General features: G+C 64.2%; 11 protein-coding genes. 5 read left to right on the top strand and 6 right to left on the bottom strand.

The genetic code is table 11. The features are described 5' to 3' along the window. The first annotated feature begins 22 nt into the window (after positions 1-22). From RO069_RS12630 to RO069_RS12615, 4 genes are all read left to right on the top strand, one after another. Positions 23-2,200, top strand: a complete 2,178-nt coding sequence (locus RO069_RS12630; RefSeq protein WP_328187958.1) for a TonB-dependent receptor — start codon at positions 23-25, stop codon at positions 2,198-2,200. 4 nt (positions 2,201-2,204) lie between these two features. Beyond that, complete coding sequence (locus RO069_RS12625; protein WP_328187957.1) at positions 2,205-3,140, top strand: iron-siderophore ABC transporter substrate-binding protein; 936 nt, start codon at positions 2,205-2,207, stop codon at positions 3,138-3,140. Between the two features lie 8 nt (positions 3,141-3,148). Beyond that, positions 3,149-5,146 (top strand): Fe(3+)-hydroxamate ABC transporter permease FhuB, encoded by a 1,998-nt coding sequence (fhuB, locus tag RO069_RS12620; protein WP_328187955.1) that lies wholly within the window; start codon positions 3,149-3,151, stop codon positions 5,144-5,146. 91 nt (positions 5,147-5,237) lie between these two features. Next, positions 5,238-6,005 (top strand): ABC transporter ATP-binding protein, encoded by a 768-nt coding sequence (locus RO069_RS12615; protein WP_328187953.1) that lies wholly within the window; start codon positions 5,238-5,240, stop codon positions 6,003-6,005. Between the two features lie 44 nt (positions 6,006-6,049). Here the strand turns inward: RO069_RS12615 and fhuF are convergent, their stop codons facing one another. The 6 genes from fhuF to RO069_RS12585 form a co-directional block, all read right to left on the bottom strand. Further along, a complete protein-coding gene (gene fhuF, locus RO069_RS12610; RefSeq protein WP_328187952.1) occupies positions 6,050-6,811 on the bottom strand; it encodes a siderophore-iron reductase FhuF in 762 nt (253 codons plus the stop codon). Between the two features lie 139 nt (positions 6,812-6,950). Beyond that, on the bottom strand, positions 6,951-7,853 hold the full coding sequence (locus RO069_RS12605; protein WP_328187951.1) for a DUF808 domain-containing protein: 903 nt from the start codon (positions 7,851-7,853) through the stop codon (positions 6,951-6,953). 274 nt (positions 7,854-8,127) lie between these two features. Then, on the bottom strand, positions 8,128-9,351 hold the full coding sequence (locus tag RO069_RS12600) for a UbiH/UbiF/VisC/COQ6 family ubiquinone biosynthesis hydroxylase (RefSeq protein WP_328187949.1): 1,224 nt from the start codon (positions 9,349-9,351) through the stop codon (positions 8,128-8,130). Next, positions 9,348-10,631, bottom strand: coding sequence for a 2-octaprenyl-6-methoxyphenyl hydroxylase (gene ubiH, locus RO069_RS12595; protein WP_328187947.1), 1,284 nt, complete (start codon positions 10,629-10,631; stop codon positions 9,348-9,350). The genes RO069_RS12600 and ubiH overlap by 4 nt, the downstream gene beginning before the upstream one ends. A 9-nt stretch (positions 10,632-10,640) precedes the next feature. Next, a complete protein-coding gene (pepP, locus tag RO069_RS12590; protein WP_328187946.1) occupies positions 10,641-11,960 on the bottom strand; it encodes a Xaa-Pro aminopeptidase in 1,320 nt (439 codons plus the stop codon). Between the two features lie 21 nt (positions 11,961-11,981). Next, positions 11,982-12,593: a UPF0149 family protein gene (locus RO069_RS12585; RefSeq protein WP_328187945.1), complete on the bottom strand. Its 612-nt coding sequence runs from the start codon at positions 12,591-12,593 to the stop codon at positions 11,982-11,984. A 150-nt stretch (positions 12,594-12,743) separates the two neighbouring features. Here RO069_RS12585 and RO069_RS12580 point away from each other — a divergent pair. Then, on the top strand, positions 12,744-13,143 hold a 400-nt coding region (locus tag RO069_RS12580; protein WP_328187943.1), incomplete at its 3' end, for a ZrgA family zinc uptake protein.

The following is a 13,143-nucleotide window of genomic DNA, read 5'->3' as shown; positions in this document are numbered from 1 at the left end:
ATTTGCATAGGGAGAAATACCGATGGAAGTACGAACGCGTTTCTCAAGAACCCTGATTTCACTGGCACTGGCGGCACCGCTGGCAGCCAACGCCGCCTCCCAGTCGCTGGACGAACTGGTGGTGGTCGGCAGCCGGGCACCGGCGCAGATCAGTCAGATTCCGGGCACCGTCTGGGTGCTGGACGGCGAAGAGCTGGAACAGCAGTTCCAGTCCGGGCAGGATCTGAAGACGGTGATCGGCAAGCTGGTTCCCAGTATGGACCTGGCCCCGGAGACCCGCACCAACTATGGCCAGAACATGCGTGGTCGCAGCGTGCTGGTGATGATCGACGGCGTTTCCCTCAACGGTTCACGGGGACTGAGCCGTCAATTCGACTCCATCGACCCGTTCAATATCGAGCGCATTGAAGTACTGTCCGGGGCCACCGCCATCTACGGTGGCGGCAGCACCGGCGGTATCGTCAACATCATCACCAAGAAAGGCCGCGAAGGCGACACCCGGTTCAGTACCGAGCTGGGGGCCTCCAGCGGCTTCAACAGTACCGAGGACCGCACCTTCCGGGTCGGTCAGTCCATTGCGGGTGGCAATGAGACCATCAAGGGCCGGCTGGGCATCGCCGTGCAGGACAATGGTGCCATGTACGATGGTGACGGCGACCGGGTCATGATCGACATTTCACAGACCGACCTGCAGTACAATCGCAGCGTCGACGTACTCGGCAGCACCCAGATCCGCATTGATGACAATCAGAGCCTGGACCTGACTGCGCAGTTCTACCGGTCCCGGTATGAAGGGGACGAAGGTGTCTGGCTGGGGCCCTACGCCACGGCGATCAACACCCCTGAGATCCGCGACGGGTTTTCCAGCGACCGGGACCCCGCGACCGAGCGCTACATGGTTAACGCCGCCTACCAGCACCGCGACTTTCTTGGCCATACCGCGTATCTCCAGGCGTCCATGCGCAACGAAGAATCCAGTTTCTACCCCTATCCCTACTCTCGCGCGACGGTACCCCAGAGCTACTTCGGCGCCTCCAAGCAGGACACTCGCCAGTACCTCATCAAGGGGCTGCTGACCAAAGACCTGGGCAGCGTCAACCTGACCTACGGCATCGATCTGGACCGCGAGGACTTCTCCGCCAGCCAGATGATTTTTGACAACGCGACCGCCATGCCCAGCGGCGGGCTGGTCCTAGACGAGGAGTTCACGGTTGACCGCTACCCGGACTACCGGGTTGAAGGGATCGCCGCCTACTTTCAGGCCGAATGGCAGGCAACCGACCGGCTCCAGCTTAATGCCGGCATCCGTCAGCGACATGCGCGCCTTGAAATGGAAGACTTTGTTGGCACTCAGCAGGCAGTGGAGTCTGGTCGTGGGCTGGTCAGCGGCGCTGACGCCATTCCCGGCGGGGAGAGCGACTACGACGTCACCCTGGTGAACGCCGGGGCCATCTACAAGCTCACCGATGACCATCAGGTCTGGGCCAATTTCAGCCAGGGCTTCGAAATCCCGGATCCGGGCAAGGCAGCCGGACGGGGCACCTATAACCTGTCAGGCGGACGCTATGTGCTGACCGATTCCCTGAACATTGATGACAACCCGATCCCGGGCCTGGAAACCAATCAGATCGAGCTGGGCTGGCGTACCTATCAGCCGCAGTGGGATGCGCAGGTTGCAGCCTATTACACCTGGTCCGACAAGGAAGCCGAAACCAACCGGACCACCCTGACCGTTGATGTGGTGGATCGCAAGACCAGGGACTACGGGCTCGAAGGCGCGCTGACCTGGTACGCCAGTGACCAGTGGTCCCTGGGCGGCACCGGCCACTACGTGCGCTCGGAAGTGGAAGATGACGACGGCGACTGGCAGAAGAATGTGGTCACCGCCGCCAGCCTGCCCAATGCCACCGCGTTTGTGCGCTGGCAGGATCGCCTGACATCCGTCCGGCTGCAGGGCTCCAAGGCGTTCGACATTGATGACGACGCTGGTGATGAGATCGAGGGCTACACCACCTTCGACCTGATGGCAACACGCAGCCTGCCCCTGGGGCGGATCAACTTTGCCGTCACCAACCTGCTGGACGAACAGTATGACACCGTCTGGGGTCAGCGCGCCCAGCTGTTCTATGGCTACGAAGAACTGTTCGACTTCAAGGGCCAGGGTCGCACTTACTCCCTGACCTACTCCGTGGACTACTGATGGCATGCTGAAACGCTATTGGCCAGGGCCCGCACTGCGGGCCCTGGTGCTTTTCCTGCTCTGCAGCACAGGCAGCGCCGGCACCGTGGTCAGCCACGATGCCGGCGATCTGCGTTTTGAGGAACCGCCCCAACGGATCGTGGCACTGAACTGGTGGCTGGTGGAGCACCTGCTGGCACTGGGTATGACACCAGTCGGCGTGGCAGACGCCGAAGGGTACCGGGAGTGGGTGGCTCAACCGCCCCTGCCCGATAGCGTGAAATCCGTCGGCGCCAGGCAATCCCCCAACCTGGAGGCGATCCGCTCGCTGGAGCCGGACCTTATCCTGGTCACCGGTCACCTGATGGCCGCGGTTCCGGCGCTGGAAACCATCGCTCCAACGCTGGTACAGACCACCTACGAGGCTGGATCCAATCCCTGGAAACGGGCCCGTGACCATCTGATCACCCTGGGCAAAGTACTGGACAGGGAAGCGCAGGCGGACAAAGTCCTGGAACAGGCCGAACAGGATCTGGCCGACACCCGCCGCAGGCTCGCCAACGCCGGACTGGCAGGCCAGGAGGCCTTTCTCGTCCGCTTCCTTGATGACCGCCGTCTGCGCATACACGGCGACAACTCCATGCTTGACCAGGCCCTGGAACAGGCCGGGCTCAGCAATGCCTGGCAGCGCGCCACCAACCTGTGGGGCTTCACCCCCGGCACCCTGGCGGACCTGGGCGGCCACCCCGACGCCTGGCTGATCTATATCCGGCCCTGGCCCGAGGCGGATCGGGAGCGCCTGCTGGCCAGCGACCTCTGGCCCTACCTGCCCATGGCCAGCAGCGGCCGCGTCACCGGCGTGGGCCCGGTATGGACCTTTGGCGGCGTGCTCAGTGTACCGATGATGGCCCGTATGCTGGCGGATCAACTGATTGAAGGCAACGGGGAGGTCGGCGAATGAGCCAGCCCATGACACATCCACAGCCCCGGGCACGACTGACCCTGCTGGTACTGATACTGCTGGCGGCTGGCCTGTTGCTGTCCCCCCTCGCCAGCCCCGACAACCTTGCCAGGCTGCCAGGGGCACTATGGCTTTCCGCATCCGCCAGCTTTGAACAGGCGGTACTGCATTACACCCAACTGCCAAGGCTGACCATGGCCCTGCTGACCGGCGCGGCGCTGGGTTTTGCCGGCACCCTGGTGCAACAAGTGCTACGCAACCCCCTGGCCGCGCCTACCACCCTGGGCGTGGCCGCTGGCTCCCAACTGGTACTCGGCCTGGTGATGCTGCTGGCTCCCGCCCTGCTCGTCTGGCGGGAAGTCTGGGCCATGGTCGGGGGTATGACCGCCCTGATACTGGTGTTGCTGATGGGAGCCCGGCGGGGCTTCGATCCACTGTCACTGACCCTGTGCGGGTTGATCGTCAGCCTGTATCTCGGCGCCATCAATACCGTCATCCTGCTGTTCAATCAGGAGCAACTGGCCGGGCTGTTTATCTGGGGCGCTGGCGAGTTGAGCCAGAACGACTGGCGCAGCGCCCTGGAGCTGCTGCCCCGGCTGCTGGCGGTCGCCGGCCTCACCCTGCTGCTATGGCGGCCGTTGCAGGCGCTGGATCTCGGCGCGGAAAGCGCCCGCTCCCTGGGGCTGTCGCCGGGCATCACCCGGGTGCTGGCTTTAACACTGGCGGTCTACCTGACCGCCCTGACGGTCAGCCATGTGGGCGTGGTGGGCTTTATCGGCCTGGCCGCGCCGGCCATTGTGCGACTGCTGGGTGCCCGCACCCTGCGACAGCGCCTGCTGGCCAGCGCCCTGTCCGGCGCCCTGCTCTGCCTGGTGGCGGATGGCATTGCCCAGCAACTGACTATCGCCTTTGGTTACCTGCTCTTCCCCACCGGCGCGGCGTCTGCCCTGATCGGGGGCCCGGTTCTGCTCTGGGTACTCACGCGGACTAGACTGATGCCCGCCCGCCCATCTGAATCCATGTCGGTGACGACACCGCGCCGGAAAAGCGGGATACCGTTCGCCGGGATGGCCGTTCTCGGCGTGGCCACTCTGGGCAGCCTTGCCATCACCCTCAATCTGGGTCCCGCCTGGAACGGCTGGCAATGGACCGGCTTCAGCGGCGATCCGGGCATACTGGCCATGCGCCTGCCACGCATGATCACCGCCCTGCTGGCCGGCGGCTTGCTGGCCGGGGCCGGCGTGATCGTACAGCGGCTGACCCGCAATCCCATGGCCAGCCCGGAACTGCTGGGGATCAGCACCGGTGCAGCCCTGGGTATGGTGGTTCTGGTGCTTACCTTGGGCATCAGCAGCCGTCCGCTGCAGATACTGGCCGGTGGGCTGGGCGGCACTGTGGTATTGCTGGCGCTGCTGTTGCTGAGCCGGCGCAACGGGTTTTCGCCCCAGAGACTCCTATTAGGGGGCATCGCCCTGTCCGCCCTGCTGGATGCGGGCATCCGCATGGTGCTGGCCATGGGAGACGCCCAGTCGGTCACCCTGCTGAACTGGTTGTCCGGCTCCACCTGGCTGTCCGGAGACACCGATGCGCTGGTGCTGTCAATAGTGACACCGCCGCTGTTACTGCTGACCACCCTGTCGGTACGCTGGCTCGACCTGCTGCCCCTGGGCGACAGCGCCTCCCAGTCCCTGGGGCTGCCGCTTGCGCCGGTCCGCCTGGCACTACTGTTGTTGGCAGCGCTGATGACGGCAGCCGCCACGCTAGTGGTGGGCCCACTGTCGTTTGTCGGCCTGATGGCGCCTCACCTGGCAAGAATGCTGGGCTATCAGCGGGCCCTGCCGCAACTGCTGGCGGCGTTTGTCATCGGCAGTCTGCTGATGCTGTGGGCGGACTGGCTCGCCCGGTCCCTGGTCTACCCCTATGAACTGCCGGCCGGGCTGGTGGCCACACTGATCGGCGGAGGCTATTTCCTGGTGCGGATGATGCGCCTGCCGGTCGCCCGTTAGGTGGCTCTGGCTGCGATCCGCCAGCAGCAGTTATTGATAACCATTTACACTTGAATTAGTATCTGAGCTTTCACATAACAGGTCCGTTTCCATGTTCACACTGGACGACGTCAGCTATCGGCTACCGGAGAAAACCCTGCTGCATCCCATTGATCTCACCATTGAGCATGGTCAGATTGTGGGGCTGATCGGCCACAACGGTTCCGGCAAATCGACATTACTGAAATTGCTGGCCCGCCAGTTGAAGCCGTCCGCCGGCAAGATTTCCCTGGAGGGCAAGGACCTGCACCGGTGGGGCGACCGCCCCCTGGCCCGGCAGATCGCCTACCTGCCCCAACAGCCACCGGCCACCGAGGGTCTGACTGCCCGCGAACTGGTGAGTTTCGGTCGCTACCCCTGGCACGGTGCCCTGGGGCGTTTCTCCCGGGAAGACCGCGAGCAGGTGGACCGCGCCATGGCCCTGACGGACACGGAAAGGTTTGGCGATCGCGGCGTGGATGAACTGTCCGGCGGTGAGCGCCAACGTGTGTGGCTCGCCATGCTGCTGGCCCAGAATGCCCGTTACCTGCTGCTGGACGAACCCACGTCGGCGCTGGACGTGGCCCACCAGGTGGAAGTGCTGTCACTGGTACGCAAACTGGGCAAGGAGCTGGAAATGGGCGTGGTCGTGGTGCTCCACGATATCAACATGGCCGCCAGTTATTGCGATCACCTGGTGGCGCTGCATAGCGGTCGCCTGCTAACCGAGGGCACTCCCGACGAGCTGATGAATCAGGATACCCTGAAGGATATATACGGCATTCCCATGTCGATCCTGGCCCATCCACGGCAGCAGGGCGCGCGCATAGCCGTGGTCTGAGTCCTGCCCAAACGGTCGCCCAGCCAACGGCGCGGTTACAGGCGCTATACGTCTTCCGGCAGCAAAGCCCCCTTGGGTGGACGGTCAATGTGGGGGCAGTTCCGGCACAGTGGAAGGTCCGGCAGGCGATAGCGGATACAGCAGTGGCGCCGTTGCCGCAGGGGCTCACCGCCTTCGCCTCGCTCCACGTAACGTACCGGATTCGCCATGGGGTTGGGCCGGCCATCGGGGCGCTTTTCCCGCTCGATGATTCCATGTCCATCCGCCAGTATGGCGTCTGGCACACCGCCCGCAGCCATGGTTTCAATGAGCCAGTCAAAGTAGTTGGCAGCGTTGTTCCACAGCACCCGACGTGACAGTTTGATCTGACTGCACCAGCCCTCGATCAACGGCTCGAAGTTGCCCTCCAGCAATTCCCGGAAACGATCGAATGGCCCCTCCGGGGGCACCTCAAATGGCCGTCCTTCGTCCGGCAGACGGAAGGCCTCCGGCAAACCATTCTCATCCAGGACGACCTCGATACGGTCCAGGGCCACCGGCAGGTCACGGCCCAACACCAGGTTGGCGGCCACCACCGGCACCGTGAGTTTCACGAAGTAGTACCGGGACCAGAGCGACAGCAGGGCTCGATTATCATCACCGGGCTGGGACCGGCGATATCCCGATAACAGCCACTCCAGGCCGCCATCGGAAACCAGGTCCGCAGCCGGGATGCCCGGACGCTGATCCTGGCCTGCCAAGACCAGCATATCCCGATAGTATTCGAAATCCCCGACAAATAAGGGAGCGAGGGCAGGAATCGTCATGAGGTATCCGCGTCGTGGTCCGTTCAGGCTTTCGGCATGAGCCCAATATGAATTGCGACAATCTTAGCCTAAACGCTTCTCATTATACGCAATGCGACAGAGATAACGAGGGTATCGGCCACCGGTGGCCTGGACGGGATCAGGTTCTCAGCCGCTGCCACCCCGATATCAGGGCCACCAACACCGCCCCAGCCAGCACCCCAATCAGTCCATCAACCAACATTGGGCCGATGGTGGCCATAACAGACCCCAGGCCGGCGGTGAACTCGCGGATCCATTCGTACAGCGGGTGGACACCGTGCACCAGGATGCCACCGCCCACCAGGAACATGGCGGCGGTGCCCACAACCGACAGGGTTTTCATCAGCCAGGGTGCGGCCGTCAGGATGCTGGCGCCCAAGGTCTGGGAGAATGAGGAATCACGCTCGGTCAGGTGCAACCCCAGATCATCCAGCTTAACGATGGCCGCCACCAGGCCGTAAACGCCCACGGTCACCGCCACCGCGATCACCACCAGCACCGCCAGCTGCATGGTGATGGGCTCGGCACTCACCGTGCCCAGGGTGATGGCAATGATCTCGGCGGAGAGGATAAAGTCGGTGCGGATGGCCCCCTTGATCTTGTCCTTCTCCACCGCCTTGAGGTCCTTCTGCGGGTCCGCCATGGCCTGTCGCAGTTCCGCCCGGTGGGCCTCCTCCTGTTCCCGGTGCAGCCACTTGTGGACCAGCTTCTCGAAGCCCTCGTAACAGAGGAAGGCGCCCCCCAGCATCAGCAGGGGCGTGATCAGCCATGGCAGGAAATAACTGATGGCCAGGGCCAGGGGAACCAGGATTACCTTGTTGATGGCCGACCCCTTGGCCACCGCCCACACCACCGGCAGCTCCCGGGCCGGTCGGACGCCGGTCACCTGCTGGGCGTTCAGGGCCAGGTCGTCCCCCAGCACACCGGCGGTTTTCTTGGCCGCCACCTTGGTCATCACCGAAACGTCATCAAGAACGACACTGATATCATCAAGCAGGGTAAGCAGGCTGGCGCCGGCCATGGCATCGGACTCCTATTCAACACCTTAGCAGCCTGTCGGACTTAAGCGATCGTCGCGAGCAAGATGGGAAAGTGAGCGCAAATTTTTCGGATTTTGAGGCGCATAGTGGTTCTATGCAACGAAGAATCCGGGAAATTTGAGCCGCTTTCTCATCGGCGCAGTAGATCAGCCTTAAGTCCGACAGGCTGCTATGGGACAGTGAAAGCTATCGGGCACTATATAGCGTCCCGGGGCGAATGTAATGATTTTTGCTGGCGGCTACCGTGCCGACCGGTCACAACCCCATGGCCTCCGCGGCCACCCGGTTCTTCAGCGGAGTCGCCCGGTCCAGCCAGCGCATGCCGGTGCTGCGCAGCCATTTCAGTGGCAGCTCGTCCCGGGCAAAGAGTTGTTTGAAACCTTCCATGGCGACCATCATCGACAGGTTCTCACCCTTACGTCGACGCTGGTAGCGCTGGAGGAGCAGCAGGTCGCCCGGCGACTGCCCACGCTGGAAGGCGGTTTCCAGTTCCGCCAGCAGGGCCGAGACATCGCCATACCCGAGATTGGCCCCCTGCCCCGCCAGGGGATGGATGGTGTGGGCCGCATCCCCCACCAGGGCCAGACCGGGCTGGACGTACTGTTTGCTGTGACGCTGCCGCAGGGGGAACGAGAACCGCCGGGAAACGGCCTCCACGGGGCCCAGTCGCCCTTCCAGGGCAGTGGTCAGTTCCGCCATGAAGGCATCGGTGTCCAGGGCCAGCAGGCGGCGGGCCTCCGGCGTATCCTGGGACCAGACAATGGAGCAGAACCGATCGCCCTGTTCACCCTCATCACCACTGTCCGGTTGCAGCGGCAGAAAAGCCAGGGGCCCGGTGGCGGTGAACCGCTGCCAGGCGGTGTGCTGGTGGGACTGTGCGGTCTGCACGGTGCAGACGATGGCTTCCTGGTCATAGTCCCACTCCCGGGTGGGCAGGCCGGCCCACTGGCGGATGCGGGAGTGGCCACCATCGGCGCCCACCACCAGGGAGGCGGTAAGCGTCTCGCCACCGGACAAGGTCAGTTGCCAGCCCTCCCCGCGCTGCTCCAGGGCATCCACCGACTGGCCATCCAGACAGGTCAGGTCGCTGTCCCGGACCGCCTCGAACAGGCTGCGGACCAGGTGACGGTTCTCGATGATGGTGCCCAGGGCGGGCACTCCCAGCTCGGCGGCGTCAAACCGGATGCGGCCAATGGCCTCGCCGTCCCAGACATCCATGGCGGTGTAGGGGCAATGGCGGGATTGCCTCGCCCGCTGCCAGACCCCCAGGTCTTCCAGCAAGCGCTGGCTGGCCACGGAGATGGCGCTGACCCGGGGCTCGAAGTCGTCCACCGTGCGGGCCGGCCCTGGCGGCTCCACCAGCTTTGCCACCGGCGCGGCTTCCACCAGTGCCACCCGCCAGCCCTGTTCAGCGGCCCCCAGGGCCAGGGCACTGCCGGTCATACCGCCGCCGACCACGATAATATCGAAATCGCTCATTGCCAGTGCTCCCGGTCGCGGTCCGATGACGGCCTGGATGGTCCACCGGCGGCCACGCCCATGGCCCGTCGGGCAAACCAGTGCTTGGCACCAGGCACGATATCCAGCCCCGCCAGGCCGGCGTTACGGACCGGGCCCAGGGCGGGATAGCCGCCACCAAACAGGCGAATCAGGGAATCGGAGAATCCGATGGTCTGCTGCTGGTCCGGGGCATGCTGCTGCCGGTAACGTTCCAGCACCCGCAGGTCCCCGGGTGGCATGTCGTTGTCACGGGCAAACCGGAAGGCCTCCACCAGGGCCATCAGCCCCCGCAGCGCCAGGTTGAAGCCCTGCCCCGCCACCGGGTGGAGGGCATGGGCGGCATTGCCCACCAGGGCCACGCCGGGGCGCACGCACTCGTTGGCGGTGGTGAGGGCCAGGGGATAGTGGTGACTCTCTCCAAAACGGGTGAAGCGCCCCAGGCGCCAGCCAAATACCTGCTGCAGGCGGGCGCAACGGCCAGCCTCGTCCAGGGCCAGCACCTCCTCCAGGTCCGCCGGCGACAACGTCCATACCAGGGCGGAGCGGTGACCATCTTCAGGACCGCCCACCTGGGGCAGCAGGGCCATGGGCCCCCGCTCGGTGAACCGCTCCCAGGCAACGCCCTGATGGGGTTGTTCGGTACTGACATTGGCGATCAGCGCGTACTGGCCGTAATCCTCCTTCTGGATGCCAATCCCCAGGGCCTCCCGCAAGCCGGAACGACCCCCGTCCGCCACCACCAGGCAACGGCTGGTGAGGCTGCGCGCCTCGCCGTCCTGCCGGATCATGACACGCACACCGCCCTGTAGACTGGTCACTCCCTCCGCCTGGGCCGGTGCCAGCCAGTGAATGTCCGGCTGTTGTGCCAGGGACTCCATCAGGCACAGCCCCAGCCAGCGGTTGTCGGCGACGTAACCCAATGCCGGCTGCTGGTGGTCCGATGCGTCCAGGCGGGTGACGCCGAAACGGCCTTTCTCGGAGACGTGGATATGCCGGATGGCTGCGGCCTGCGCACTGATGGACGGCCACAGCCCCAGACGCTCGAAGATCTGGCGGGAACCCCAGGACAGGGCCGTGGAGCGGGCATCATAGCTGGGCTGGTAATCGCCGGGCGCGGGATCGCCGGACAGGGGGAAGGCCTCCACCACGGTCACGCGGTAGCCGGGCACCAGCCGGCAGATGGCCAGTGCCAGGGTCGCCCCCGCCAGCCCGCCACCGGCGATCAGTATGTCCGTGTCCCACGCCTGCCTGTCAGCCATTGATCCGCTTCACTCCGCCATTAACGCTTCCACTTCGGCGATGTTCTTGGGCACCGCGTCCGTAAGCACCTTGCAGCCATCCTTGGTGACCACCACATCGTCCTCAATGCGCACGCCTATGCCGCGCCACTTCGGGTCCACATCCATATTGTCCGGGGCGATGTAGAGCCCCGGCTCCACGGTCATCACCATGCCCGGCTCCAGCACCCGCCAGGCGTCGCCCACCTTGTAGTCGCCCACATCGTGGACATCCATGCCCAGCCAGTGGCCGGTGCGGTGCATGAAGAACGGACGGTAGGCCTCCGTCTCCAGGGCCTTTGTCAGGGGGCCGTCGATAAGCCCCAGGTCAATCAGTCCCTCGGTCAGCACTTCCAGCGCCGCCTCGTGGGGCATGTTCCAGTGGTGGCCGGGCTGCACCGCGTCGATGGCGGCGTACTGGGCCTCCAGCACCACTTCATAGATGGCCCGCTGGGCCTCGCTGAAGCGGCCGCTGACCGGGAAGGTACGGGTGATGTCCGAGGCGTAGCAGTCCACCTCGCAACCGGCGTCAATCAGTACCAGGTCCCCCTCCCGCAGTGGCGCACTGTTCTCGATATAGTGCAGCACGCAGGCATTGGCGCCGCTGCCCACGATGGAGGGATAGGCGGTGTTGCGGGCACCATGCTCCATGAAGGTGTGGATCAGCTCCGCCTCGAGCTGGTACTCGTAGCCCCCCTTGCGGGCCCGTTTCATGGCCCGGCAGTGGGCTTCGGCACTGATCCGGCCGGCCTCCGCCATGACCTTGATTTCCTTCGGGCTCTTGTACAGGCGCAGGTCGTGGAGCAGGTGTTCAAGGGCCACGAACTCGCCGGGGGGCTGGGCACCCGCCCGTACCTTGCTGCGGATCAGCTTGACCCAGTCCATGACCCGGGCATCGAAGGCCTGGTCCCGGCCCAGAGGGTAGTAGACCCGGCTGCGGCCCTCGATCATCCCGGGCAGGATGTCATCGATATCGGCGATGGGAAAGGCGTCGTCCAGCCCGTAGTTTTCAATCGCCCCCTCCGGGCCGGTAATGGAACCGTCCCACTGTTCCTTCTCCGGGTTCCGTTCACGGCAGAACAGTACCGACTCGCCATGTTCGCGACCGGGAATCAGCACCACCACGGCTTCCGGCTCATTGAAACCGGTCAGGTACTGGAAGTCACTGTCCTGCCGGAACGGGTAGAGCACATCCCGGTTGCGGGTGTGTTCCGGGGCCGCGGGCAGGATGGCAATGCTGTCCCTGGCCATCACATCCATCAGCCGGCGACGGCGCTCGGCATGTTCACTCATCGGAATCCACGGACTCATAGGGTCTCCTGATCATCAAACTCAGTGCAGGGTCTGGCCTGCGGACGGTGTCGACGACTCCGGGGGATTGAACTCCGTGAATACGGAAATCACCCCCAGGCGGACGTACTCGGTAATGTCGATAAGCTGCACTTCCGCCGCCTCGTCACCCTCATCGGATTCTTCCACCTGACTGATGGCCACCATGTCCTCGATCAGTTCCCGGATCTCGTCCGGAGCCTGACCCAGCTTCTCACCGGCGGCCAGCGCCATGCCTTCAAGGAAACCACGCACCCAGGCCGCCAGGGCCTGCAGGCGTTGCTCGAACGCATAGTCGTCTTCCGGCAGCAGGGGCTCGAAGGCCATATCGGTTGCCCGCAGCTGGTCCAGGGTCTGCCGGTAGGCCTCGGCCATGAAGTCGGGCAGTTCCGCCGGCAGGTCTTCGCCCTGAGCCAGGGTTTCCGGTGCGATGCCGATATGCTCGCACACCACTTCCAGCCATTGCTGCTGATTCAGGCGGGCACCGGCGGCAAGCCGGCCACAGAGTCCGCCGTGTAGCTCTGAGGGATGACTGAACGCCCGGCAGCGGGTAAACAGGTTCGCCCAGCCCTCGAAATCACCAGCGCTGGCACCGGGTTCTGCGTTGTCGGTCATGAAGTCGCTGTACCTGTCAGTTGAATGGGTCTCCAATCCTAGCATTTCCGCCGTGGCAGCGGCATATCCATCCGCCGAAAGACGTCATGCTTGACCTGGCAACGGATTCAGGTAACTTACGTTATAACATATCAAAAGGAGATCGATTACATGGCTATTCCAGGTATCTACAGGGCTTCCCTGCTCGCCCTGGCCTGCGCAGGCTTTGCCACCACAGCAACCGGTGACGAACACGGCCACCATCAACAGGCCCATGTCCATGGCCAGGCAAAACTCCAGGTCGCTGTCGAGGGCCGGACCGCCGAGCTGATCCTGCAATCACCGGCGGCCAACCTGCTGGGGTTCGAGCACAAGCCAAAGAACGCCGAACAGGAAGCCGTGCTCATGGAAACCCGGGAGTGGCTGACTGCGAATCCGCTGGTGCAGACCGCCAGCAACGACTGTACCGTGACCGCTGGCAGCATCCATCACGGGCGGGGCCTTGAGGGTGGGGATGAGCACGAGCACGAGCACGAGCACGAGCACGAGCACGAGCACGAGCACGAGCACG

This window comes from Marinobacter sp. OP 3.4 (assembly GCF_036224885.1).
Taxonomy (GTDB): Bacteria; Pseudomonadota; Gammaproteobacteria; order Pseudomonadales; family Oleiphilaceae; genus Marinobacter.
This window is presented reverse-complemented; position numbering and strand designations above follow the sequence as displayed.

What these genes read in the sequence shown, in the direction of transcription:
- ubiH (WP_328187947.1), bottom strand. Translation starts at nt 10,631, where the DNA reads ATGGCTGACAGGCAGGCGTGGGACACGGACATACTGATCGCCGGTGGC.
- fhuB (WP_328187955.1), top strand. Translation starts at nt 3,149, where the DNA reads ATGACACATCCACAGCCCCGGGCACGACTGACCCTGCTGGTACTGATA.
- RO069_RS12585 (WP_328187945.1), bottom strand. Translation starts at nt 12,593, where the DNA reads ATGACCGACAACGCAGAACCCGGTGCCAGCGCTGGTGATTTCGAGGGC.
- fhuF (WP_328187952.1), bottom strand. Translation starts at nt 6,811, where the DNA reads ATGACGATTCCTGCCCTCGCTCCCTTATTTGTCGGGGATTTCGAATAC.
- pepP (WP_328187946.1), bottom strand. Translation starts at nt 11,960, where the DNA reads ATGAGTCCGTGGATTCCGATGAGTGAACATGCCGAGCGCCGTCGCCGG.
- RO069_RS12615 (WP_328187953.1), top strand. Translation starts at nt 5,238, where the DNA reads ATGTTCACACTGGACGACGTCAGCTATCGGCTACCGGAGAAAACCCTG.
- RO069_RS12605 (WP_328187951.1), bottom strand. Translation starts at nt 7,853, where the DNA reads ATGGCCGGCGCCAGCCTGCTTACCCTGCTTGATGATATCAGTGTCGTT.
- RO069_RS12630 (WP_328187958.1), top strand. Translation starts at nt 23, where the DNA reads ATGGAAGTACGAACGCGTTTCTCAAGAACCCTGATTTCACTGGCACTG.
- RO069_RS12600 (WP_328187949.1), bottom strand. Translation starts at nt 9,351, where the DNA reads ATGAGCGATTTCGATATTATCGTGGTCGGCGGCGGTATGACCGGCAGT.
- RO069_RS12625 (WP_328187957.1), top strand. Translation starts at nt 2,205, where the DNA reads ATGCTGAAACGCTATTGGCCAGGGCCCGCACTGCGGGCCCTGGTGCTT.